The sequence below is a fragment of the Ramlibacter henchirensis genome (genome assembly GCF_004682015.1).
Taxonomy (GTDB): domain Bacteria; phylum Pseudomonadota; class Gammaproteobacteria; order Burkholderiales; family Burkholderiaceae_C; genus Ramlibacter; species Ramlibacter henchirensis.
In genome coordinates this window covers 2,239,160-2,261,332 of record NZ_SMLM01000001.1, presented here as the reverse complement: position 1 = coordinate 2,261,332, position 22,173 = coordinate 2,239,160, and the positions used below count along the sequence as shown (strand labels likewise).

General features: G+C 68.8%; 22 protein-coding genes. 9 read left to right on the top strand and 13 right to left on the bottom strand.

The annotated features are described in order from the left end of the window. The first annotated feature begins 10 nt into the window (after positions 1–10). From EZ313_RS11160 to EZ313_RS11150, 3 genes are read left to right on the top strand one after another with little or no spacing between them, the layout of a single operon-like run. Positions 11–733 (top strand): heme-copper oxidase subunit III family protein, encoded by a 723-nt coding sequence (locus tag EZ313_RS11160; RefSeq protein ID WP_135263221.1) that lies wholly within the window; start codon positions 11–13, stop codon positions 731–733. Positions 734–746: 13 nt separating this feature from the next. Next, positions 747–1,142 (top strand): cytochrome C oxidase subunit IV family protein, encoded by a 396-nt coding sequence (locus EZ313_RS11155; RefSeq protein ID WP_135263220.1) that lies wholly within the window; start codon positions 747–749, stop codon positions 1,140–1,142. Positions 1,143–1,160: 18 nt separating this feature from the next. Further along, positions 1,161–1,730: a DUF1269 domain-containing protein gene (locus EZ313_RS11150; RefSeq protein WP_240788587.1), complete on the top strand. Its 570-nt coding sequence runs from the start codon at positions 1,161–1,163 to the stop codon at positions 1,728–1,730. Here the strand turns inward: EZ313_RS11150 and EZ313_RS11145 are convergent. Further along, a complete protein-coding gene (locus EZ313_RS11145) occupies positions 1,696–2,076 on the bottom strand; it encodes a hypothetical protein (RefSeq protein ID WP_135263219.1) in 381 nt (126 codons plus the stop codon). The two genes, EZ313_RS11150 and EZ313_RS11145, sit on opposite strands and share 35 nt — an antisense overlap. A gap of 177 nt (positions 2,077–2,253) precedes the next feature. On the opposite strand from EZ313_RS11145, the gene EZ313_RS11140 reads away from it, so the two are divergent. Further along, the gene (locus EZ313_RS11140; RefSeq protein ID WP_135263218.1) at positions 2,254–4,617 is read left to right on the top strand and encodes an FG-GAP repeat domain-containing protein; all 2,364 of its coding nucleotides are present in this window, start codon (positions 2,254–2,256) and stop codon (positions 4,615–4,617) included. Positions 4,618–4,622: 5 nt separating this feature from the next. On the opposite strand, the gene EZ313_RS11135 is transcribed toward EZ313_RS11140, so the two are convergent. Together EZ313_RS11135 and EZ313_RS11130 are read right to left on the bottom strand one after the other, a co-directional pair. After that, entirely contained in the window at positions 4,623–5,006 is a 384-nt protein-coding gene (locus EZ313_RS11135; protein WP_135263217.1) for a nuclear transport factor 2 family protein, read from the bottom strand. 50 nt (positions 5,007–5,056) lie between these two features. Continuing rightward, positions 5,057–5,971, bottom strand: coding sequence for a LysR substrate-binding domain-containing protein (locus EZ313_RS11130; RefSeq protein ID WP_135263216.1), 915 nt, complete (start codon positions 5,969–5,971; stop codon positions 5,057–5,059). 61 nt (positions 5,972–6,032) lie between these two features. Between EZ313_RS11130 and EZ313_RS11125 the strand changes: the two genes are divergently transcribed. From EZ313_RS11125 to EZ313_RS11105, 5 genes are all read left to right on the top strand, one after another. Continuing rightward, positions 6,033–7,295, top strand: a complete 1,263-nt coding sequence (locus tag EZ313_RS11125; RefSeq protein WP_135263215.1) for a TIR domain-containing protein — start codon at positions 6,033–6,035, stop codon at positions 7,293–7,295. A gap of 101 nt (positions 7,296–7,396) precedes the next feature. After that, the gene (locus tag EZ313_RS11120; protein WP_135263214.1) at positions 7,397–8,467 is read left to right on the top strand and encodes a tartrate dehydrogenase; all 1,071 of its coding nucleotides are present in this window, start codon (positions 7,397–7,399) and stop codon (positions 8,465–8,467) included. 57 nt (positions 8,468–8,524) lie between these two features. Beyond that, positions 8,525–9,478, top strand: coding sequence for a tripartite tricarboxylate transporter substrate binding protein (locus tag EZ313_RS11115; RefSeq protein ID WP_135263213.1), 954 nt, complete (start codon positions 8,525–8,527; stop codon positions 9,476–9,478). Positions 9,479–9,486: 8 nt separating this feature from the next. Then, complete coding sequence (locus tag EZ313_RS11110) at positions 9,487–9,972, top strand: Mut7-C RNAse domain-containing protein (RefSeq protein WP_135263212.1); 486 nt, start codon at positions 9,487–9,489, stop codon at positions 9,970–9,972. Between the two features lie 125 nt (positions 9,973–10,097). Further along, positions 10,098–11,303, top strand: coding sequence for a hypothetical protein (locus tag EZ313_RS11105; RefSeq protein WP_135263211.1), 1,206 nt, complete (start codon positions 10,098–10,100; stop codon positions 11,301–11,303). Between the two features lie 6 nt (positions 11,304–11,309). Here the strand turns inward: EZ313_RS11105 and EZ313_RS11100 are convergent, their stop codons facing one another. From EZ313_RS11100 to EZ313_RS11055, 10 genes are all read right to left on the bottom strand, one after another. Next, positions 11,310–11,984 (bottom strand): HAD family hydrolase, encoded by a 675-nt coding sequence (locus EZ313_RS11100; RefSeq protein ID WP_135263210.1) that lies wholly within the window; start codon positions 11,982–11,984, stop codon positions 11,310–11,312. A 23-nt stretch (positions 11,985–12,007) separates the two neighbouring features. Next, positions 12,008–13,465: a TrkH family potassium uptake protein gene (locus tag EZ313_RS11095; protein ID WP_135263209.1), complete on the bottom strand. Its 1,458-nt coding sequence runs from the start codon at positions 13,463–13,465 to the stop codon at positions 12,008–12,010. After that, a complete protein-coding gene (gene trkA / locus EZ313_RS11090) occupies positions 13,465–14,859 on the bottom strand; it encodes a Trk system potassium transporter TrkA (RefSeq protein WP_135263208.1) in 1,395 nt (464 codons plus the stop codon). Before trkA ends, EZ313_RS11095 begins: the two co-directional genes overlap by 1 nt. Continuing rightward, entirely contained in the window at positions 14,856–15,983 is a 1,128-nt protein-coding gene (locus EZ313_RS11085; RefSeq protein WP_135263207.1) for an acyl-CoA dehydrogenase family protein, read from the bottom strand. Before EZ313_RS11085 ends, trkA begins: the two co-directional genes overlap by 4 nt. Before the next feature lie 31 nt (positions 15,984–16,014). Continuing rightward, the gene (locus EZ313_RS11080; RefSeq protein ID WP_135263206.1) at positions 16,015–16,683 is read right to left on the bottom strand and encodes an SDR family oxidoreductase; all 669 of its coding nucleotides are present in this window, start codon (positions 16,681–16,683) and stop codon (positions 16,015–16,017) included. 126 nt (positions 16,684–16,809) lie between these two features. Next, positions 16,810–17,991: an acetyl-CoA C-acyltransferase gene (locus EZ313_RS11075; RefSeq protein WP_135263205.1), complete on the bottom strand. Its 1,182-nt coding sequence runs from the start codon at positions 17,989–17,991 to the stop codon at positions 16,810–16,812. Continuing rightward, positions 17,984–18,496, bottom strand: a complete 513-nt coding sequence (locus EZ313_RS11070; protein ID WP_135263204.1) for a hypothetical protein — start codon at positions 18,494–18,496, stop codon at positions 17,984–17,986. Before EZ313_RS11070 ends, EZ313_RS11075 begins: the two co-directional genes overlap by 8 nt. Further along, complete coding sequence (gene aceK / locus EZ313_RS11065; protein ID WP_135263203.1) at positions 18,493–20,289, bottom strand: bifunctional isocitrate dehydrogenase kinase/phosphatase; 1,797 nt, start codon at positions 20,287–20,289, stop codon at positions 18,493–18,495. Before aceK ends, EZ313_RS11070 begins: the two co-directional genes overlap by 4 nt. Before the next feature lie 13 nt (positions 20,290–20,302). Continuing rightward, complete coding sequence (can, locus tag EZ313_RS11060; RefSeq protein WP_135263202.1) at positions 20,303–20,956, bottom strand: carbonate dehydratase; 654 nt, start codon at positions 20,954–20,956, stop codon at positions 20,303–20,305. An 18-nt stretch (positions 20,957–20,974) separates the two neighbouring features. Beyond that, positions 20,975–22,153, bottom strand: coding sequence for an isovaleryl-CoA dehydrogenase (locus EZ313_RS11055; protein ID WP_135263201.1), 1,179 nt, complete (start codon positions 22,151–22,153; stop codon positions 20,975–20,977). Positions 22,154–22,173 lie beyond the last annotated feature (20 nt).

Genomic DNA, 22,173 nt, shown 5'->3' with positions numbered 1-22,173 from the left:
ACCCACCCCCATGGCCAACCACCAGGCAACCGGCACCGCGGGCGCGCTGCCCGGGCGCGACGGCTGGCGCAGCGTCGTCACCGACGTGTCCTCGGACCAGCGGGCGTTCAAGGACGTCCCCTGGGGCAAGCCGATGATGTGGATCTTCCTGCTGAGCGACACCTTCATCTTCGGCAGCTTCCTCATCTCGTACATGACGGTGCGGATGTCGACCACCGTGCCGTGGCCCAACCCGAGCGAGGTGTTCTCGCTGCACATGTTCGGCCAGAACGTCCCGCTGCTGCTGATCGCGATCATGACGTTCGTTCTGATCAGCAGCAGCGGCACGATGGCGCTGGCCGTCAACTTCGGCTACCGGCGCGACCGCAGGATGACGGCCATCCTGCTGATCGCGACGGCCGCGCTGGGCGCCACCTTCGTCGGCATGCAGGCCTTCGAGTGGTACAAGCTGATCTCCGAAGGCGTGCGGCCCTGGGGCAACCCGTGGGGCGCGGCGCAGTTCGGATCGGCCTTCTTCATGATCACCGGGTTCCACGGGACGCACGTGACCATCGGGGTGATCTTCCTGATCGTCGTCGCAGTGAAGGTGGTGCGCGGCGACCTCGACCGGGAGCGGCGGGGGTTCCTGACCGGCCGCCGGGGCAATTACGAGATCGTCGAGATCATGGGCCTGTACTGGCACTTCGTCGACCTGGTCTGGGTCTTCATCTTCGCTTTCTTCTATCTCTGGTGACGCGGGAGGCAGCATGGAACATGCAGGAGAGCCACATGCCACGCAGGACGCGGAGCCGACCGGCTCGCATGCGCACGGGCAGCAGCATCCGCTGGGGGTCTACTTCAAGATCTGGGGGCTGCTGTTCGTGCTGAGCGCCGCGTCGTACGCGGTCGACTGGTACCAGTTGCAGGGGCTGCTGAGGTGGTCGCTGATCATCCTCTTCATGCTGCTCAAGGCCGGCCTCATCGTGGCCGTGTTCATGCACATGCTGTGGGAGCGGCTCGCGCTGTTCTACGCGATCGTCGTGCCGCCCCTGCTGCTGATCACGCTCATCGGCATCGGCGCGCTGGAGGCCGGCTACACGTTCCTGTCGCGCGGCACCTTCTTCGCGCCCACGGCGGAGGAGCAGCAGCGACCGGCGCATTGACGCGCAAAGGAGCGGGACATGAGGATCTACTGGCTCCTGCCCGACCTGCAAAGCGCCCGGGCCACGATGAAGGACCTGCTGCTGTCCAGCGTGGATTACCGCGACATGCACTTCGTCGCGCGGGACGACATCAACCTGCACGGCCTGCATGCCGCCAACGTGCTGCTGACGTCCGAGGTCCTTCGGTCGGCCGAGAGGGGGCTGGTCCTGGGCATCGCGGAGGGCGCGCTGCTTGGCGGGTTCGTCGCGGTCTGGTATCCCATCGTCGGCGACGAGCCGCAGTGGATCCTGGCTCCGCTGCTCGCGCTCGCCGGCGCGCTGCTGGGCACGTGGGTGTCGACCATGATCGGCGTCTCGATCCCGAGCAAGCGCCTGGAGCGCTTCACGCCCTGCATCGAGCAGGGACAGATCCTGCTGATCGCCGAGCTGCCCATGCCGCGCGTGGACGAGATCAGGCTGCGCCTGCAGGTGCTGCACCCGGAGGCGCACTTCGAGGGCCGTGAGGCGCAGATGCCGGCATTGCCCGAGGGCGGCCGCGCGGCCTTGCGCCGGGTCAGCGATGGCAGGCGGCGCGCGCCTTCGGCATGAAGAGCAGCGCGACGAATACCAGGAGAAGCGCGAGCACCAGGAGCGTTGCGGCGCCCGGCAGGCGCGGCGCGCCACCCTTGGCGAAGATCGGGTAGACGATGCGCCAGCCCTGGAACAGGACGGCCGCGAGCCCCAGCCACCACGCGAACGCAAACCGCATCCAGAGCGTGGATCCGATGGCCAGAGCCAGCAGGCCCACCAGCCAGGTCACGGGCTGCGCCAGGCTCACGCGCATCGTCAGGGCTTCCGAGCCGGCGCCGAAGCGCACCGGACCGCCGGCGAGCACCCACAGGCCGTAGCCGATCGCGATCACCGCCGCGATGCGGATCGCTGCCACCCCGCTCATCGTTGATGCTCCCCGCCACCGGGCCGGCATCTCTTCACCAGCACCTCATCAGTCATGTGCGAGATTGTAGGGATGGGAAAGAGCCGCACCTCTTGCGCAACGACTCATTGACAAGCCGCGAATCCCCCCTAGCCTGAAGCGATCGGGCGCCATCCGCCGCCCTGCCAGGAGCCCACGATGGCCATCCCGATCCGATCGGTGCGTGTGCGCGAGCCGCTTCGCCGGCTCCTGCTGCTGCTTTTGTTCATGGCGACCGCGCTCGCCGCGTCGGTCGCCGCTGCGGCCACGACACCGGCGGCGTTTTCCCGAAGCGACCTTCCGCTGCTCGGCAACAACGTGATCGCGGCCGATGTCAACGGAGACGGCCGGCAGGACCTCGTGGGAACCGGCGGGACCTCGGTGCGAGTGCGGCTGTCCACCGGCGAAGCCACGTTCGGCGACTCCACTTCCTTCCCGACCGGCAGCTCTTCGCAGGACGTGGCGGCGGGCGACTTCAACGGCGACGGCAGGATCGACCTGGCCGTGACCCTGAACGACCCGGCGCTCAGCCTGTCGCTGCTCGTGGGCAACGGCGACGGCACGTTCCAGGCGCCCGTGAACTTCCCGAACACCTCGGGCTTCGATTCGCCGGCGATCGTCGCCGCCGACCTGAACAACGACAGCAAGCTCGACGTCGTCATCGGCCACCAGGTCGCGTGCTTCACCGCGCCGTGCCGCGTCGGCAGCACCATCACCGTGATGCTCGGCAACGGCGACGGCACGTTCCAGCCTGCGGCCGAGATCGACATCGGGCTCACGACGGCCGAGATCGCGGTGGGCGACTTCAACCGCGACGGCCGGCGGGACCTGGCGATCGCGAGTTCGACGGCGCGCCTGGTCATCCTGCTCGGCGCCGGCAACGGCACCTTCGTCCAGCAGCCGACGCTGACGCTGATCGCCGAGAACGCCTTCGGCCAGGATGCGACCGACGTCGACGTCGCGGACTTCAATGGCGACGGCATCGAGGACCTGGTGGTCGCGCTGGGCCTCAACGGCAGCCGCACGGCCGTCCTGACCGGCAACGGCGACGGCAGCTTCCGCATGCCGCCGCTGCTCATCACCGAGCCGAACATCCTGATCCCGCAGAGCCAGGCGGTCGGCGACTTCAATGGCGACGGATTCACCGACATTGCCCTCGCGCTCGGCGACGGGACCATGGGCATCATGGAAATCCTGAACGGCAACGGCGACGGCACTTTCCAGCCGCTCACCCGGTACTACCCGCCCCCCGACCGATCCAGCGTCGGAACGATCAACATCATCGCCGCGCAACTCACGAGCGACGCCAAGCCCGACCTCGTGCTCGGCCTCGGCGGCGCTTTCCCCGCCACCACGGTGCTGATCAACACGACCGGCCAGGCCGCGCCGCCGCGGCCTGCCGCGCCGACGCTGCTGTCGCCCGCCACCGACGCCACAGTGTCGCAGCCCGTCACCTTCGACTGGAACGACGTGCCCAACGCGACCAGCTACGAGATCCAGGTGGACGACTCGTCGAACTTCGGCCCGCCGTTCCGCGCCACGCGAACCGTGAACGTGTCGCAGGCAACCATCGGCAGCCTGCCCGCGGCACGCCTGTTCTGGCGGGTGCGGGCGATCAACTCGGCCGGCGTGTTCGGTCCGTTCTCCTCTCCGCGGCGGTTCACCGCGCGGCTGGCCGCTTCGCCGCCGGGGCTGGCGGCGGTGAGCGTGAGCCCGACCACGGTCGTCGGCGGCAACCAGGCGCAAGGCACCGTCACGCTGACCGGCGCCGCACCCGCGGGCGGCGCGCTGGTGACGCTCTCGAGCAGCAATGCCAACACGGTGATGCTGCCGCCCAGTGTCACGGTCGCAGCGGGCGCCACCACGGCGGCGTTCGTCGCCACCACGACGGCCGTGTCGGCCTCGGTGCAGGTCACGGTGGGCGGCACCTATGCGGACGTCACGCGCAATGCGACGCTGACCGTCGTCCCGACCGCGGAGCCGGCCGGACTTTCCGCCGTGTCGGTCAATCCGGCGAGTGTCACAGGCGGCTCGGCTTCGCAGGGCGTCGTGACGCTGTCGGCCGCAGCGCCGGCGGGCGGCCTGGTGGTCGCGTTGTCGAGCAACAGCCCGGCGGCGACAACGCCCGCCAGCGTGACGGTGCCGCAGGGTGCGACCAGCGCGAGCTTCGCGATCGCGACAACTGCCGTCAGCGCATCCACTGCGGCGACGATCACGGCCGGCGCCGCGGGGGTGACGCGCACCGCCGTCCTGACCGTCACACCGCCTGCGCAGACGGTCACGCTGACGGTGACGGCTTCGGGCCGCGGCGGCGAACGGATCACGTCGAGCCCCGCCGGCATCAACGTGGCGGTGGGCACGAGCGGGGCCGCCTCGTTCGCGTCCGGAACCAGGATCACGCTCAGCGCGACCAACGGCCGTGACGTGATCTGGTCGGGCGCTTGTTCCAGCGGCGGCAACAAGACCCGCAGCTGCGCCTTCACGATCAGCGGCAATGCCGCGGTGAACGCGAACGTGCAGTAGGTGCGTTACTTCGCGGGAAGCAGCGGACGGTTCTTGCGGAACGAGTTCTTGACCGCGATCTTTCCGTCGCGGAAGGTGAACACGTCGCAGCCGTTGACCTCGACGCGGGTGCCGTCCTCGCGCGTGCCGCTGAAGGTCCATTCGGACACGCCGCGGTCGCCGGCGACGAAATGGCGCGGTGCGCTCCAGCGCGCGTCGGGATAGGTGGTCCAGACGTCGGTGAAGCCGGCCTTGACGGCCTGCTTGCCCACGTACCGCGTTCCGCAAACGTCCGCTCCGGCCGAGGCTTCGAACACGCAGTCGTCTGTCATGAAGCCCACGATCGCCTCGGCATCGTGGCGGTTGAACGCATCGGCGAAGGCCTGCAGGTCTGCAACGGTGACACCCATGTTCACCTCCGGTTTGGCTTGGGGCGGGCATTGTCGCTCCGCCGCGCGGCTCAGGGCGCCGCGTCCGCACCCTTCGCGAACTGGGCCGCGAGGTGGTCGACGAACGCCCTGACGCGCGCCGCCGTCTGCAGCTGGACCGGATAGACCGCATACACATCCGCCGGCGGCGTCTGCCAGTGGGGCAGCACCTCGCGCAGCCTTCCGCTGCGCAGGTACCGCGCGACGTCCCACTCCGCGCGCATCACGATGCCGTGGCCGGCCAGCGCCCACTGCACGGCGATCTCGCCGTCGTTGCTGCTCAGCGTCCCTTGCACTTTGACCGTCTCGGTGCGCTTGCCCGAGCGCAGGCGCCACACACCGTAGGCGTCGTCGCCCTGGCGGATCGCGATGGTGTCGTGCCGCGCGAGATCGCCCGGGGTCTTCGGTATGCCGCGGCGGGCCAGGTAGCCGGGCGAGGCGCACAGCAATCGCCGGTTGGGCGCGAGCAGGCGGGCGATGACGCGCGCATCGGGCGGCTCGCCGAAGCGCACGCAGACGTCGAATGCATCCTGCGTCATCGGCGGCGGGCTGGCGGAAAGCTGCAGCTGCACCTGCACGCCGGGATGCTCGCGCACGAAGCTGGAGATCAGCGGCGCGATGTGCATGCGGCCGAAGCCGAGCGTCGCATTCACGCGCAGCAGGCCGGCGGGCTGCTCGGTGGCGCCGAGCAGGCGTTGTTCCAGCGCATCGATCTCGGCCAGGATGCGGCGCGCGTCGGCGAGGTAGGCCTCGCCTTCCGCCGTGAGCGCCATGCGGCGTGTCGTGCGCCGCAGGAGGCGCACGCCCAGGTGCTGCTCCAGCAAGGAGAGGCGCTTGCTGATCGCCGGCGTGGTGACCTGCAACTCGCGCGCAGCCGCCGAGAGGCTGCCGCTGCGCACCAGCAGGCTGAAGAACTGCATCTCGGCGGAGGCGGCGGGCGTGGACATGGGGTGATTCTGCTCAACCGGACGGGTTAAAGTGGCGGCTCCTCCAGCCCATCCGCCACGCATGTCCCACGGCAACTCCTCCTCGCGCAACCACGGCGCCGCCGAGATCGAAGCCGCGATCGAACGGCTGGAACGGCTCGTCCAGGAGGTGCGCCGGTTCGACCTCTCGGGCCTGCAGGACCGCTGGGACTCGCGCATCGACGGGCTGCAGAACCGCATCAACAACGTGCTGGCCGAAGTGCTGGGCAGCGGCACGCCCGAGTACAAGGAGCTCAAGGTCGGTCCTCTCTATGACGAGATGGAATCCACCTTCGGCGACCGCTACACCGACGAGGAACTGCGCGACGGCATCAAGGCGGGCATCAACAAGGCGGTCGGCAGCATCAACTCTGCGATGAAGGTGCTGGCGCAGAGACTGGAGGCGGGGACCAGGCCGCCCGCGCCGCCACCGGCCAAGGGCTCGGGCAAATCGTCGCACGCGCCGAAGGCGGCTCCTGCGCCGGCGCCCACGCCGGCACCGACACCCGCTCCCACGCCGGCACCGACTCCCGCACCGACGCCGGCACCGACTCCCGCACCGACGCCGGCTCCGACCCCGGTGCCAACGCCGGCGCCGACACCTGCTCCGACCCCTGCGCCGACTCCCCGGCCCACCCCTGCGCCTACGCCTGCTCCTACTCCGGCGCCGACGCCCGCACCTACACGCGCGCCAACACCCGCGCCGACGCCTGCGCCCACGCGGGCCCCGATGCCTTCGCCGACACCCGCGCCGACTCGCGCGCCGGCGCCTGCCCCGACACCCGCCCCCACGCCCGCCCCGACCCGACCGCCCATGACGACGACTGCCTCCGCACCTGCCTCCACCTCCACCACGCCCTCGGCCAGCGGCGGCCGGCGCGTCGCGATCGTGGGTGACGCGAACGACGCCGCCACGCGTTCGGTCGCCTCCTTCGTCCAGCAGCTCGGGCTGGAAGCAGCGCCGCTCGGCGCCGGCGCGGCCGGCGGCGACAGCACCTTCCTCGAGCGCCTCGAGGGCGTGCGCGGGGCCGACTACGCCATCGTGCTGGTGCCCGCCGCCGACCTCGCTCCCGCCTCCGGCGGCGCCGGCCTGCGTCCGCAGACGCTGATGGAGATCGGTTTCCTGTTCGGCCTGCTGTCGCGCCGCAAGGTCTGCTTCCTGGTCAGCGGCAAGGCCGCGCTCGCGCCCGAGCTGGAAGGCCTGGTGCAGGTCCACACGCGCGACGATGCCGAGCTGTGGCGCCTGCTGCTGGCGCGCGAGATGCGCAAGGCCGGCATCGAAGTCGACATGAACAAGGCCGTCTGAGCCGCCGATTGTTCACCCGGCGGTGAACGATGGCTTGAGGGCGCGGCCGGCGCGCCCAAGTCCGCAGCACCGATGATCGGTCGCATTCCCAAGGAGCGACCATGAAGACACACCGCATCGCCTGCATCCCCGGCGACGGCATCGGCAAGGAAGTGATCCCCGCAGGCCAGCAGGTCCTGCAGGCGCTGGCGAAGTCGCAGGACGGACTGCGGTTCGAATTCCAGAGCTTCGGCTGGGGCGGCGACTGGTACCGCGAGCGCGGCGAGATGATGCCCGCCGACGGGCTCGAGCAGCTGCGCGGCTTCGACGCCATCCTTTTCGGCTCGGCGGGCGACCCCGGGATCCCGGACCACGTCACGCTGTGGGGCCTGCGGCTGAAGATCTGCCAGGGCTTCGACCAGTACGCCAACGTGCGGCCGACGCGCATCCTCCCCGGTATCGACGCGCCCCTGAAGCGCTGCACGCCGAAGGACCTGGACTGGGTGATCGTGCGCGAGAACTCCGAGGGCGAATACGCGGGCGTCGGCGGCCGCGCGCACCAGGGCCATCCGATCGAGGTGGCCACCGACGTGAGCATGATGACCCGCGCCGGCGTCGAACGCATCATGCGTTTCGCCTTCCGCCTGGCGCAGTCGCGCCCGCGCAAGCAGCTCACCGTGGTGACCAAGTCCAACGCGCAGCGCCATGCGATGGTGATGTGGGACGAGATCGCCGTCGCGGTTGCGAAGGAGTTCCCCGACGTGAAGTGGGACAAGGAACTCGTGGACGCGTGCACCGCGCGCATGGTCAACCGGCCCGCAACGCTGGACACGCTGGTGGCCACCAACCTGCACGCCGACATCCTCAGCGACCTCGCGGCCGCGCTGGCCGGCAGCCTGGGCATCGCCCCCACCGGCAACATCGATCCGGAACGCCGCTACCCCAGCATGTTCGAGCCCATCCACGGCTCGGCGTTCGACATCATGGGCAAGGGGCTGGCCAACCCGGTGGGCACCTTCTGGAGCTGCGTGATGCTGCTGGAGCACATCGGCGAGAAGCCCGCGGCGCAGCGCCTGATGAAGGCCATCGAAAGCATTACCGCCGATCCGAAGCTGCACACGCGCGACCTCGGCGGCAGCGCCGGCACCGCGCAGGTCACCGATGCGGTGTGCCACCGATTGCTCGCCGGCTGAATACCTGCGACAACCCTCGGTTCGCATGCCAACGAACAGCAACTCAAGGAGACAAGCATGAAACACTGGATCACCGCGCTGGGCCTCGCACTGGCCGCCCCGCTGGCCCTGGCGCAAGCGCCCGCCTGCCCCGACAAGAACGTGATGTACTGGCAGGCCTTCCCGCCCGGCGGCGAATCGGACCTGTCGGCGCGCCACCAGCAGGTGGTGCTCAAGAAGCGCTGCCCGGCCATCGAAACCATCATCCAGTACAAGGCCGGCGCGGGCGGCGCGCTGATGTGGACGCAGATGAACCAGCTGCCCGCCGACGGCCTGAACGTCGTCGGCGTCAACCTGCCGCACATCGTGTTCCAGCCGATCGAGGGCACGGTGCAGTACAAGACGCAGGACGTCACGCCGGTGTTCTGGTTCCACTTCACGCCCGACATCCTGGTCGTGCCCGAGTCGAGCACGATCAAGAACTTCCAGGACTTCGTCCGCGCGGCCAAGGCCAATCCCGGCAAGCTCAACCTGGGCGGCTCGGGCCTGAACTCGGCCAACCATGCGGCCCATGAGCGCATGAACGCGGCCTTCGGCGTGAAGACCCAGTACGTGCCCTTCAAGGGCACGGGCGACATGGCCAGCTCCGTCCTTGGCTCGCAGGTCGATGGTGCGATGACCTACGTGCCCTTCGCCATCGCCAACAAGGGCCGCGTGCGCCCGCTCGCGGTGGCGATGGAAAAGCGCCATCCCGCCATGCCGGACGTGCCCACGTTCAAGGAACTGGGCGTCGACTGGGTCGACGGCGCGTACCGCGGCATCGGCGTGCCCAAGTCCACGCCGCCGGAAGCGCGCAAGCGCCTCTCCGACCTGTGGATGGCGCTGAACAACGACCCGGAGATGAAGGAGCTCGCCTCCAAGTCCGGGTTCGAGCTGGTGAACGTCGGCGTCGAGCAGATGGATGCCTTCATGGCCGACAAGACCAGGCTCTACACCGAGGGCGCGAGCCGCCTGAACCTGGGCAAGAAGTAGGGGCGTGCATGGACGGCGCGGCGCCGCGGTTCGCCGCCGACGCCATGCTCGCGCGCCTGGCGCGCTGGCTGCGCGTGCTGGGCTGGGACACCACGCTCGATCCGGAACTGGACGATCCCGAGCTGGTGTTCCGCGCCAACGAGCAGCGCCGCATCCTGCTCACGCGCGACCGGCACCTGCTGCGCGAGCTCAAGCCGCATCGCTCGCTCGAGGTGCGAAGCGATGAACCGCTCGAGCAGCTGCGTGACGTCGTGCTGTCGCTGCAGCTCGAGCCGCCGCGCGAGCTGTTCACGCGCTGCACGGTGTGCAATTCCCCGCTTCCCGATCCCCTCTCGCCGGCGCAGCGCGAGGTGCTGCTGCCGCCCGACGTGCGCGATCTCCCCGGCCCGGCGCGCCAGTGTCCGGGCTGCGGACGCATCTACTGGCTCGGCTCGCACGCGCGCCGCATGAGGGCCGCGTTGGAGCGAACCCTCCCTGGCTGGCTCGCGCCGTGAACAGTTGCGCGCGAGCGCTGGCTCAGCTGTAAGAACCCCAACCTCATCTTTTCACCTCGACACGGTTGTAAGCCGCGGCCGCCGCAGACGATGCGGGTCAGCGAATTGCTGAGCCTGGAGGAAAGATGAAAAAGAAGAACCACAGGGGCGCGATCGCCCTGCTGGCCACGGCGGGCGCCGTGGCCACCCTCATCGCTTGCGGCGGCGGTGGAGGCGGCACGGCCGCCGGCATCCCCGCCGGCAGCACGATCGCCGCGCCGGGCACGGACCCTGCCACGGGCGCACCCGGCGCGAGCCCGCAGCTGGGCGCCTGCGAGATGTTCCCGCCGCAGGCGGTGTTCAACACCCGCATCGACGACACCAGCCGCTTCCCGGCGCATCCCAGCAGCGATGCGTGGATCGCGTCCGTCGGCCCCTCGACACCGTTTCGCGCCGACTGGTGGCGCTACGAGGACCCGACGCAGCGGGACTCGTACTTCGGCATGCCCGTCAACGTGGTCGACGGCACGGCGGCCACGACGGACTGGGCGCAGGTGCAGTACGACTTCAGCCCCTCGGGCGTGAGCAGCCAGGTGGGCTGGCCGCACGAAAGCGACTGTGCGGTGGCCGATGGCGCCGGCGGCTACACGCTCAAGCGCGGCTGCAGCACGGTGCCGGCCGCGCAACGCCGCTTTCCCTTCCCGCGCACCAACGTGAAGAACGAAGGCGGCGCCTGCCACGATCCGAACACCTGCGGCGACCACCATGTGCTGGTGGTCGAACAGGGCGCCTGCCGCCTCTGGGAAGGCTACGCCACGTATCCGATCGGCGGCCAGTGGTACACGATGTCCAGCGCGGCGTGGGACCTGAAGTCGCTGGCGATGCGCCCGTCGAGCTGGACCGCGGGCGACGCGGCCGGCCTGCCGATCACGCCTTTCCTGGCCAAGGCCGCCGAGGCCGCGAGCGGCGAGATCCGCCACGCGCTTCGCGTGACCTTCCGGGACGCGGTGATCGCACGCAGCTTCGTCTGGCCCGCGCGCCACTTCGCCGGCGGCGACACGCCCGGCGGGATCCCCTTCGGTGCGCTGCTGCGGCTCAAGGCCAGCTTCGTCATCCCCGACAGCTGGTCGCCGCACGCCAAGGCCATCGCCTTGGCGGCCAAGCGCTACGGCCTGTACGTGGCCGACATCGGCCAGGACTTCTATGTGCAGGGCGAGCCGAACACCGCCTGGGGCAGCAGCCTGTTCGGCGAGCTGCGCAACATCCCGCTGTCGCAGATGGAGTTCGTGGACCTGGGCTCCATCACGCGCGATCCGCGGTTCTCGGCGGATTCGATGGCGGCGAGTTGGTGAGCGACGTCAGGCCAGCAGCGCCGGCAGATCGCGCATGCTCGTGAAGATCCGCACCGCACCCGCCGCGAGCAGCGCGGCGGGCGCATCGTGGCCCGCTTCCGGCGGGCTGTAGCCGAACACCGTGGTCCCCGCCGCGACGCCTGCGGTGACGCCGGTGACCGTGTCCTCCACCACCGCGCAGCGTCGCGGGTCGGTGCCCACCGCGGCTGCGGCCGCGAGGTACACGTCGGGCGCGGGCTTGGAGCGGGGAAGCTCGTGCCCGGTGAAGATGCGGCCCTCGAACCAGCGCATCAGGCCGCACTTGGCCAGTTGCAGTTCGACCTTCAAGCGGTCGGCGCCGCTGGCGCAGGCGATGCGGCCTTCGCATGCGGCATGCACCGCCGCCACTGCCTCGGCCGCGCCTTCGATCGGCCGCAGCTGCTGCTCCAGCCTCTCGTTGCGGCGGTGCCGGAACAGCGCCAGCCACTCCTCCGTGAGCGGCCGGCCGGTGCGGGCCTCGATGAGGGCGCGTTCGTCCTTGACGGCCTTGCCGATGAAAAGACGCATGCACTCGGCCGCGGTCAGCGTCCAGCCCAGCTCCTGGAGCATCTCGCGCAGCACGCCGTTGGTGATGGGTTCGCTGTCGACCAGCACGCCGTCGCAGTCGAACAGCACGGCGTCGTAACGGGAAGGAAAAGTCATCGGGACGGCATCGTACAGGCCGCTCACTTGCGCCAGAACTGGCCGGTGAACAGCACGAACACCGACAGCAGCTCCAGCCGGCCGACCAGCATGCCGAAGCTCAGGACCCAGAGCTGGAACTCGGTCAGCACGCCGAAGTGGTTGGCCGGGCCCACGAGCCCCAGTCCCGGGCCGATGTTGTTCACGCAGACGATCACGGCGGAGAACGCCGTCACCAGGTCCAGCCCGGAGAGCAGCAGCAGCATGGTCAGGCCGATCAGGCTGGCCCCGTAGATCAGCATGTACGCCAGCACGTTGGCGATGACCTGCCCGGACACCGGCGTGCCGCCGAGCGTGACGGGATTGATCACGCGCGGATGGATGATTCGCACCAGCTCGCGCCGCGCCTGCTTGACCAGCAGCAGCATGCGGACCATCTTGATGCCGCCGCCGGTGGAGCCGGCGCACGAGACGAAGCAGCCGAGGAAGATCAGCAGTACCGGCGCGAACACCGGCCACAGCGAATAGTCGGTCGACGCGTAGCCGGTGGTCGTGGCCAGCGAGACCACCTGGAAGGCCGCCGCGCGCAGCGAGCTCCTGAGGTCGTCGTAGGTGCCGTGCTCCTCCAGCAGCAGCGCGAGCAGCACGATCGAACCGACGAGCACGCCGACGTAGGCCCGCACCTCGGTGTCGGCCAAAAGGCCTCGCACAGAGCGCAGCCGCCACGCGATGAAGTAGCGGGCGAAGCTGATGCCCGAGATCGCCATGAAGAAGATGGCGACGCCCTCGATGAGGGGTGAATCCCAGTACGCGAAGCTGGCGTCGTGAGAAGAGAAGCCGCCCAGGCCCATGGTGCTGCACATGTGCATGAAGGCGTCTGGCCACGACATGCCGGCCCAGCGGTACGCGAGCAGGCAGGCGCCGGAGACGGCGAAGTACACGGTCCACAGGCCGCGCGCGGTCTCGGCGATGCGCGGCGTGAGCTTGGCGTCCTTCAGCGGCCCGGGCGCCTCGGCGCGATAGAGCTGCACGCCCCCCAGGCCCAGCAGCGGGAGCACCGCGACCACCAGCAGGATGATCCCCAAGCCGCCGAGGAACTGCAGGAAGCACCGCCACACGTTGACTGACACCGGCAGCCGGTCCAGACCGGACAAGGCCGTGCCGCCGGTGGCGGTGAGCGCGCTCATCGCCTCAAAATAGGCGTGGGCCGGGCCGAGGCCCGGCACGGTGAACAGCAGCGGGACGGCCGCGAAGGCCGGCAGCGTCAGCCACACCGCGGTGACGAGCAGAAAGCCGTCCTTGGGCTGCAGCTCGCGGCGGAAGCGCCGGGTGAGCAGCGCCAGCAGCGCGCCCGACGCGAGCGTGCCGGCGAAGCCAAGCGCCCACACCTGCCGCAGGCCCGGTTCGTCCAGGGCGGCCCACGCCAAGGGCACCAGGAACGCCGCGGCGAACCCCAGCAGCACGCGGCCCACCACCGACAGGACGGGGCCGAGGCTTTCCATCAGAAGAAGGTGGCGCTCACCTGGAACAGCCTCTCCACCTCGCGCACCAGCTTCTTCTTGGGGATGAAGATGATGAGGTGGTCGTCGCTCTCGATGCGCGTCTCGGGGCTGGGCATCAGAACGCGCTGGGCGTCGCCTTCGCCGCGCACCACTGCGCCGAGACGCACGCCGTCGGGCAGCAGCGCGTCGATCTCGGGCACGGTGCGGCCGACCAAGCGCGAGGTCTTGGCGTCGCCGTGCGCCACGCCTTCCAGCGCCTCGGCCATGCCGCGCCGCAGGCTGTGCACCGCCACCACGTCGCCGCGGCGCACGTGCGCGAGCAGCTCGCCGATCACGGTCTGGGCCGGCGACAGCGCGATGTCGATCGTGCTGCCCTGGATCAGGTCGGCATACGCGCGGCGGTTGATCAGCGCCAGCACGCGCCGTGCGCCGAGCCGCTTGGCCAGCATGGCCGAGAGGATGTTGTCCTCGTCGTCGCTGGTGAGCGCCAGGAAGAAGTCCATGTTGTCGACGTTCTCGTCGGCCAGCAGCTCCTCGTCGGTGCCGTCGCCCTGCAGCACCAGCATGTCCACCGGCAGCTGCGTCGCGAGGTACTCGCAGCGCTTGTCGAAGCGCTCGATGAGCTTGACGTCGACCACCCCGCGAAGGCGCCGCGCCAGCCGCAGGCCGACGTTGCCGCCACCGGCGATCATCACGCGGCGCACCGGCTTGTCGGAGCTGTGCACCGCCTTCAGCACCTTGCGCAGGCTGTGCTGGTCGGCCAGCAGGAACACCTCGTCGCCCACCTGCACCTTGGTGCCCGCATCGCAGGGCTGCTCCGAATCCTCGCGGTAGATGGCCACGACCCGCACCGGCACGTCCGCGAAGTCCTTGTAGAACTCGCCGAGCGGGCGGCCGCCGTAACGGCTGCTGCGCGTGACGCGCACGGCCACCAGCTGCGCCCGGCCCTTGGCGAATTCCAGAACCTGCAGCGCCTCCGGGTACTCGATCAGCTTCTGGATGTAGCGCACCACCGACTCTTCCGGGCAGATCACGTGGTCCACCGCGAAGCCCCCGCGCTCGAGCAGCTTGCTGCCGCCCTCGAACTCAGGCGAGCGCAGGCGCGCGACCGTCGTCGGCACGCCGAACACGTCATGCGCGATCTTGCAGGCCACGAGGTTGGTCTCGTCCTGGGCGGCGCAGGCGATCAGCATGTCGGCGTCGCCCATGCCCGCGCGCTCCAGGGTGGACGGATGCACGCCATTGCCGGGCAGGCCGCGCAGCTCCAGCCTTTCCTCCAGCTCGCGCAGGCGGTGGGCGTCGGGGTCGACGAGCGTGATGTCGTTGCGTTCGGAGACCAGGCTCTCGGCCACGCTTTCGCCGACACGCCCCGCGCCGAGGATGACGATCCTCATAAGGCCCGCTGGATGATGATCTTCTGGACGTCGGACGTGCCCTCGTAGATCTGGCACACGCGCACGTCGCGCCAGATGCGCTCGACGGGGAAGTCGTTGACGTAGCCGTAGCCGCCCAGCGTCTGGATGGCGGCGCTGCAGACGCGCTCGGCCATCTCGCTGGCGAACAGCTTGGCCATGGCCGCTTCCTTCAGGCAGGGCCGGCCCGCGTCGCGCAGGCTGGCCGCATGCCAGATCAGTTGCCGGGCCGCTTCGAGCTGCGTCGCGCAGTCGGCGAGGCGAAAGCCCACGGCCTGGTGGTTGAAGATGGCGGTGCCGAAGCTCTGCCGCTCCTTCGCGTAATCCACCGCGACCTCGAACGCGCTTCGAGCCATGCCCAGGCTTTGCGCGGCGATGCCGATGCGCCCGCCTTCGAGCGCCGACAGCGCGATGCGGTAGCCCTCGCCTTCCTCGCCGATCAGGTTCTCGGCCGGGATGCGGCAGCTGTCGAAGTTGATCTGCGCCGTGTCGCTGGAATGCTGGCCGACCTTGTCCTCCAGCCGCGCAACGACGTAGCCGGGCGTGTCGGTGGGAACCAGGAAGGCGCTCATGCCCTTCTTGCCCGCCCCCTTGTCGGTGACGGCGATGACGACCGCGAGGTGGCCGTATTTGCCGCTGGTGATGAACTGCTTGACGCCGTTGATCACGTAGTGGCCGCCTTCGCGCGAGGCCGTGGTGCGCAACGCCGAGGCGTCGCTGCCGACATGCGGTTCCGTGAGGCAGAAAGCACCGAGCAGCTCGCCCTGCGCCAGCGGCGCCAGCCAGCGCTTCTTCTGCTGCGCGTTGCCATACCGCATGAGGATCGCGTTCACCGGGCAGTTGGTGACGCTGATCGCCGTGCTGGTGCCACCGTCGCCCGCGGCGATTTCTTCCAACACCAGCGCCAGGCTCACGTAGTCGAGGCCCGCACCGCCGTACTCCTCGGGCACGCAGATGCCGTAGGCGCCGAGCGCCGCCAAGCCCCGGTGCGCCTCGCGCGGAAACGTGTGCTCCTTGTCCCAGCGCGCCGCATGCGGCCAGAGCTGTTCCTTCGCGAACGCACGCACGGCGTCGCGGATCATTTCCTGGTCGGGCGTGAGCAGCATGGTGGTGCGGGATCGTGGCGAGGCCGGCGCCTCACCAGCCGTCGAACTGCGAACCGTCGTGGTCGCGCAAGGTGCCGCTGTCGGCGGGCTTGAACCGCGCGATCGCCTCACGCATGGCGGAGACGCTCTGCTGCGGCGTGAGCGGCGCGCCGGGGCCGCCCATGTCGGTCTTCACCCAGCCCGGGCTCATGGCGATGAAGATCGCGCGCGGGTAGTCGTGGCTGGCCGCGCGCACGGCCATGTTGAGCGCCGCCTTGCTGGCGCGGTACAGCCACCCATAGCTGGAAGAAGTGCCGGCGATGTGGCCCATGCCGCTGGTGATGAAGACGAAGCGGCCGCCTGCCTGCTCGACCAGCGGACCCACCTGCGGGATCACCTGCATCGCGCCCAGCACGTTGGTGCGCATCACGCGGTCGAACTCCTGCTGCGTGGGTGGCTCCTTCGCTCCCGCGGTGCTATAGACGCCCGCAACGTAAACCGCGACGTCGAACTTGTCGCCATCGAGCTGCCGCGACAGTCCGCCGGCGCTGGCCGGGTCGGCCACGTCCAGCTTCAGGGCGCGGGCGCCGAGGTCCTCGAGCTTCTTCAGCCCCTGCGCGTCACGCGCGGTGGCCACCACGCGGTCGCCGGCCGCGCGGTACTGACGCACGAACTCCAGGCCGATGCCGCGCGAGGCGCCGAGGATGAGGGTGGTGGCCATGTTGGATGACGGTCTTGGACTGCCGTACGCAGAAGGCGCAGAAAGGACGCAGAAAACGCCAAACGATTCTTGAAGTGTTTCCGCGCTTTCTGCGCTCGTTTTCGCGTTCTCTGCGTACGGCTGTTTTCAGATCAGCTCGAGCGCCACCGCCGTCCCTTCGCCGCCGCCGATGCACAGCGTGGCGACGCCGCGCTTGCCGCCGCGCGCCTTTAGGGCATGGATCAGCGTGACCATGATGCGGGCGCCGGAGGCACCGATCGGGTGGCCGAGCGCGCACGCGCCGCCGTTGACGTTGACGATGTCGTGCGAAACCTTCAGTTCCTCCATCAGCGCCATCGGCACCACGGCGAACGCTTCGTTCACTTCCCACAGGTCGACGTCGGCCACTTTCCAGCCGGTCCTGGCCAGCAGCTTCTGGGTGGCGCCGACCGGCGCGGTGGTGAACCAGTTCGGCTCCTGCGCATGCATCGCGTGCCCGACCAGCCGCGCGATCGGCTTGCAGTTCAGGCGCCTGGCCGTGCTCTCGGTCATCATCACCAGCGCCGCGGCGCCGTCGTTGATGCTGGAAGAGGAAGCGGCGGTGATCGTGCCGTCCTTCTTGAACGCGGGCTTGAGCGTCGCGACCTTGTCCAGCTTGACCTTGCCGGGGCCCTCGTCCTTGCTGATCACCGATTCGCCGGCGCGGGTCTTCACCGTTACGGGCGTGATCTCGGTGGCGAAGGCGCCGGACTCGGTCGCCTTCTGCGCGCGAGTCACCGAGGCAACGGCAAAAGCGTCCTGCGCCTCGCGGGTGAACTTGTACTTGGCGGCGCAGTCCTCGCCGAAGGTGCCCATCGAGCGGCCCGGCTCGTACGCGTCCTCCAGGCCGTCCAGCATCATGTGGTCGTACACCTTGTCGTGGCCCATGCGGTAGCCGCCGCGGCCCTTGAGCAGCAGGTAGGGCGCGTTGGTCATGCTCTCCATGCCGCCGGCGATCATCACCTCGTGGCTGCCGGCCAGCAGCATGTCGTGCGCGAACATCGCGGCCTTCATGCCGGAGCCGCACATCTTGGAGAGCGTCACGGCGCCGGCGCTCTTGGGCAGCCCGCCCTTGAACGCGGCCTGCCGCGCGGGCGCCTGGCCCTGGCCGGCCATCAGGCAATTGCCGAACAGCACCTCGCTCACCGCGTCGGCCGGGATGCCGGCGCGCTCGACGGCCGCGCGGATGGCGGCGCCGCCGAGGTCGTGCGCGGAGAGGGTGGAGAAGTCGCCCTGGAACGATCCCATGGGGGTGCGGGCGGCGCTGACGATGACGACGGATTCAGCCATGTTTGACTCCTGTGAGGGTGAAGGGTTGGGATTCGGGTGCATCGCGTTCCTCGTCTGCGATGCGGCGCAGGTAGGTCTGGAACTCCGGGTCCTCGCCGCGCAGCAGCTGCGGGAGGAGGTTGCGGAAGTCTTCGCGGCGGCACCATTCGCGCATGTAGTCGTCCCAGCTGTTCCAGCGGCGCCGGTCGACATCGCCCATGTCGTCCTTGTAGGCCACCAGGTAGGCCCGCTCGAACAGCGACATCAGCATATCGAAGATGACCAGCATGCGCTCGCGCTGCTCGGCCGTGGGGTTCTGCAGCGGCTCGTTGGCGCGCAGCTGCAGGTCGGGGTGCGCCAGCACGACCTTGAGGAAGTCGATGTACGCGTTGGACAGCAGCTGGTACTGCTCTTCCTCTTCGTTGTCGCGTTCCTTGCGCTCCTGCCAGATGAAGATGACGATCGCCACCGGCAGGCCGAGCACGGTGACAACCCAGCTGGCGACCTCCCACAGCTGCGCGCTCATCCGTGGACCCTCGCAGCGGTGTGCTCGAAGCGCTTGTCGTGCTCGTACGGGAACACGTCGTGCACGTGGCCGGCCTGGATGCGCGCCTTGTGGCCCTGCCAGAACTCCGCATCGAGCAGGTCGCCGTGGTGGGCCAGGAACACCTCGCGCACGGACGGGTTGCCCAGCAGGAAGGGTTCGAAGGTTTCCGGGAAGACGTCCTTCGGCCCGACGGAATACCAGACCTCGCCGGACATCTCCTCCTCCTCGTTGCGCGCGGCGGGCACCTTGCGGAAGTTGCACTCCGTGAGGTATTCGATCTCGTCGTAGTCGTAGAAGACGACCTTGCCGTTGCGCGTGACGCCGAAGTTCTTCCACAGCATGTCGCCCGGGAAGATGTTGGCGGCCACCAGGTCCTTGATCGCGTTGCCGTATTCGACGACGGCACGCTCGACCTGGTCGGTGGCGCCCGCATCGAACGCTTCCTGCAGGTAGATGTTGAGCGGGATCATGCGCCTCTCGATGTAGAGGTGCTTGATGATCACTTCCTCGTGGCCGTCGCCGTCGCGGTCGCTGATCTCCAGCTGGCTGGGCGCGAACTCGCGGATCTCCTCGATCAGGTCTTCCTCGAACCGGTCCCGCGCGAACGCCACCTCGCTGTACTCCAGCGTGTCCGCCATGCGGCCCACGCGGTCGTGCTGCTTGACCAGCAGGTACTTGCGCTTGATCTGCTCGCGCGTGGTGTCCTTCTGCGGCGGGTAGTAGTCCTTGATCACCTTGAAGACGTAGGGGAACGAGGGCAGGTCGAACACCAGCATCACCATGCCCTTGATGCCCGGCGCGATGCGGAACTTGTCGCTCGAGTGCTTCAGGTGGTAGAGGAAGTCCCGGTAGAACAGCGTCTTGCCCTGCTTGGCCAGGCCGAGCGCGTTGTAGATCTCGGCGCGCGGCTTGCGCGGCATCAGCGAGCGCAGGAACTGCACGTAGGCCGCGGGGATCTCCATGTCCACCATGAAGTAGGCGCGGGCGAAGGAGAACAGCATCTGCAGGTCGTCCTCGCCGAACAGGCAGGCGTCCACCACCAGCTTGCCCTGCTGGTTGTGCAGGATGGGCAGTGCGAACGGTACTTCGTTGAAGCCGTTGATCAGTTTGCCCACCACGTACGCGCCCTTGTTGCGGAAGAACAGGGACGACAGCACCTGGATCTGGAAGTTGGCGCGCAGCTTCACCTGCGACAGCCGCGCGCCCACGGCGGCCAGCACGTGGCGCGCATCGCGGTCCAGGTCCTCGAAGGGCAGCTGCAGGCGGAAGTTGGTGATGATGCGCACGATGTTCTCGTGCAGCGTCTCGCGCGTCGGGTAGTAGGCGCGGTAGGTCGGCGCGGCGGCCGGCTCGTCGTTCTCGATGTACTCGGTGCTGACCGCCGGGCGCACGAAGATGAAGTCGTTGTGGAAGTAGGTGCGGTGCAGGATCTTGGTGGTGACCGAGTTGAAGAAGGTCTCCGCCAGCTCCGGCTGGTGGTGCTCGATCAAAAGGCCGATGTAGTGCAGCTTGACCTGGTGCCACACCTCCATCGGCTGCTCGCCGGCGCGAAACTCCTTCTCGAGCCGCGCCACCGCTTCCTTCACGCGCAGGTCGTAGAACTCGATGCGCTCGCGCTGCGCTCGCTGCTGGCCGTGCCAGTCCGCCGTCTCGAAGCGGTGCTTGGCGCGCTGCGACTCCAGGCGGAACAGCCGGTAGTGCCGGTTGAAGCCGTCGAGCATCGCCTTGGCGATGTCGTAGGCCAGCGGGGAGTCCAGGCGCTGCGGGAACATGGATTTGACTGTGCTAACGGCGCGCCTCCACAACGCCGTGCACCGCGGCGCGGTACAGAGGCTCGATGGCATCCGCGCTGGAAACGTCCATGTGCAGGTCCTGCAGCAGGCCGTCGTGCACGCCGTACGCCCAGCCGTGCACCGTGATCTTCTGGCCCTTGGCCCACGCATCCGTCATCACGGTGCTGACGCAGACGTTGACCACCTGCTCGATGACGTTCAGGTCCACCAGGGCGTCGCCGCGCTTGTCCGGCGCGATGTTGTCGAGGATGCCGCGGTGCCGGTCGCGCACGTCCTGGATGTGTCGGATCCAGTTGTCGGCCAGGCCGACCCGCACGTTGTCCAGCGCCGCCAGCACGCCGCCGCAGCCGTAGTGGCCGACCACCATCACGTGCTCGACCTTCAGCATCTCGACCGCGAACTGGATCGCCGACAGCGCATTCAGGTCCGAATGCACCACGACGTTGGCGACGTTGCGGTGCACGAACACCTCGCCCGGTTCCAGCCCGGTGATCTGGTTGGCGGGCACGCGGCTGTCGCTGCAGCCGATCCACATGAACTTGGGCTTCTGCTGGTTCTTCAGGCTGGTGAAGAAGCCGGGCCGCTCGCGCTCCATCTGCGCGGCCCAGGCGCGGTTGTGGGTGAACAGGTCTTGGATCTCGGCCATGCGCTTATTGTCGAGGGACTACATCGTTTCCGCGAAGAGTTCGCGCCCGATGAGCATGCGGCGGATCTCGCTGGTGCCGGCGCCGATCTCGTAGAGCTTGGCGTCGCGCCAGAGGCGGCCGAGCGGGTATTCGTTGATGTAGCCATTGCCCCCGAAGATCTGGATGCCCTCGCCTGCCATCCAGGTGGCCTTCTCGGCGCACCACAGGATCACGGAAGCGCAATCTTTGCGCACCTGGCGCACGTGCTCGCTGCCCACCATGTCCAGGTTCTTGCCCACCGTGTAGCAGAAGGCGCGCGCCGCCTGCAGCACGGTGTACATGTCGGCCACCTTGCCCTGGATGAGCTGGAACTCACCGATGCTCTGGCCGAACTGCTTGCGGTCGTGGATGTAGGGCACGACGTTGTCCATCACGGACTGCATCAGGCCGATGGGGCCCGCGGCCAGCACCGCCCGCTCGTAGTCCAGGCCCGACATCAGCACCTTGGCGCCGCCGTTCACCGCGCCCAACACGTTCTCGGCCGGCACCTCGACGTTCTGGAACACGAGCTCGCCGGTGTGGCTGCCGCGCATGCCCAGCTTGTCGAGCTTCTGGGCGATGGAGAAGCCCTTCATGCCCTTCTCGATCAGGAAGGCGGTGACGCCGCGCGCGCCCAGCTCGGGCTCCGTCTTCGCGTAGACCACGAGCGTGTCGGCATCCGGACCGTTGGTGATCCAGAACTTCGTGCCGTTGAGGACGTAGTAGCCGCCCTTGTCTTCGGCGCGCAGCTTCATGGAGATGACGTCGCTGCCCGCGCCCGCCTCGCTCATCGCCAGCGCCCCGACGTGCTCGCCGGAGATCAGCTTGGGCAGGTACTTGCGCCTTTGGGCCTCGTTGCCGTTGCGGCGGATCTGGTTGACGCACAGGTTGCTGTGCGCACCGTACGACAGGCCGACCGAAGCCGAGGCGCGCGAGATCTCCTCCATCGCCACCATGTGCGCCAGGTAGCCCATGTTGGCGCCGCCGTATTCCTCGGACACGGTGATGCCCAGCACGCCGAGCTCGCCGAACTTGCGCCACAGGTCCATCGGGAACTGGTCGCTGCGGTCGATCTCGGCCGCGCGCGGCGCGATCTCGGTTTCGGCGAACGAGCGCACGGCTTCGCGCAGCGCGTCGATGTCCTCGCCCAGCTGGAAGTTCAGGCCCGGCAGGTTCATGGGGTGCTCCTTGTCTCTCT

Excerpts from the sequence above, each read along its gene's own strand:
- EZ313_RS11160 (WP_135263221.1), top strand. The coding sequence starts at position 11 with ATGGCCAACCACCAGGCAACCGGCACCGCGGGCGCGCTGCCCGGGCGC.
- EZ313_RS11155 (WP_135263220.1), top strand. The coding sequence starts at position 747 with ATGGAACATGCAGGAGAGCCACATGCCACGCAGGACGCGGAGCCGACC.
- EZ313_RS11150 (WP_240788587.1), top strand. The coding sequence starts at position 1,161 with ATGAGGATCTACTGGCTCCTGCCCGACCTGCAAAGCGCCCGGGCCACG.
- EZ313_RS11145 (WP_135263219.1), bottom strand. The coding sequence starts at position 2,076 with ATGAGCGGGGTGGCAGCGATCCGCATCGCGGCGGTGATCGCGATCGGC.
- EZ313_RS11140 (WP_135263218.1), top strand. The coding sequence starts at position 2,254 with ATGGCCATCCCGATCCGATCGGTGCGTGTGCGCGAGCCGCTTCGCCGG.
- EZ313_RS11135 (WP_135263217.1), bottom strand. The coding sequence starts at position 5,006 with ATGGGTGTCACCGTTGCAGACCTGCAGGCCTTCGCCGATGCGTTCAAC.
- EZ313_RS11130 (WP_135263216.1), bottom strand. The coding sequence starts at position 5,971 with ATGTCCACGCCCGCCGCCTCCGCCGAGATGCAGTTCTTCAGCCTGCTG.
- EZ313_RS11125 (WP_135263215.1), top strand. The coding sequence starts at position 6,033 with ATGTCCCACGGCAACTCCTCCTCGCGCAACCACGGCGCCGCCGAGATC.
- EZ313_RS11120 (WP_135263214.1), top strand. The coding sequence starts at position 7,397 with ATGAAGACACACCGCATCGCCTGCATCCCCGGCGACGGCATCGGCAAG.
- EZ313_RS11115 (WP_135263213.1), top strand. The coding sequence starts at position 8,525 with ATGAAACACTGGATCACCGCGCTGGGCCTCGCACTGGCCGCCCCGCTG.
- EZ313_RS11110 (WP_135263212.1), top strand. The coding sequence starts at position 9,487 with ATGGACGGCGCGGCGCCGCGGTTCGCCGCCGACGCCATGCTCGCGCGC.
- EZ313_RS11105 (WP_135263211.1), top strand. The coding sequence starts at position 10,098 with ATGAAAAAGAAGAACCACAGGGGCGCGATCGCCCTGCTGGCCACGGCG.
- EZ313_RS11100 (WP_135263210.1), bottom strand. The coding sequence starts at position 11,984 with ATGACTTTTCCTTCCCGTTACGACGCCGTGCTGTTCGACTGCGACGGC.
- EZ313_RS11095 (WP_135263209.1), bottom strand. The coding sequence starts at position 13,465 with ATGGAAAGCCTCGGCCCCGTCCTGTCGGTGGTGGGCCGCGTGCTGCTG.
- trkA (WP_135263208.1), bottom strand. The coding sequence starts at position 14,859 with ATGAGGATCGTCATCCTCGGCGCGGGGCGTGTCGGCGAAAGCGTGGCC.
- EZ313_RS11085 (WP_135263207.1), bottom strand. The coding sequence starts at position 15,983 with ATGCTGCTCACGCCCGACCAGGAAATGATCCGCGACGCCGTGCGTGCG.
- EZ313_RS11080 (WP_135263206.1), bottom strand. The coding sequence starts at position 16,683 with ATGGCCACCACCCTCATCCTCGGCGCCTCGCGCGGCATCGGCCTGGAG.
- EZ313_RS11075 (WP_135263205.1), bottom strand. The coding sequence starts at position 17,991 with ATGGCTGAATCCGTCGTCATCGTCAGCGCCGCCCGCACCCCCATGGGA.
- EZ313_RS11070 (WP_135263204.1), bottom strand. The coding sequence starts at position 18,496 with ATGAGCGCGCAGCTGTGGGAGGTCGCCAGCTGGGTTGTCACCGTGCTC.
- aceK (WP_135263203.1), bottom strand. The coding sequence starts at position 20,289 with ATGTTCCCGCAGCGCCTGGACTCCCCGCTGGCCTACGACATCGCCAAG.
- can (WP_135263202.1), bottom strand. The coding sequence starts at position 20,956 with ATGGCCGAGATCCAAGACCTGTTCACCCACAACCGCGCCTGGGCCGCG.
- EZ313_RS11055 (WP_135263201.1), bottom strand. The coding sequence starts at position 22,153 with ATGAACCTGCCGGGCCTGAACTTCCAGCTGGGCGAGGACATCGACGCG.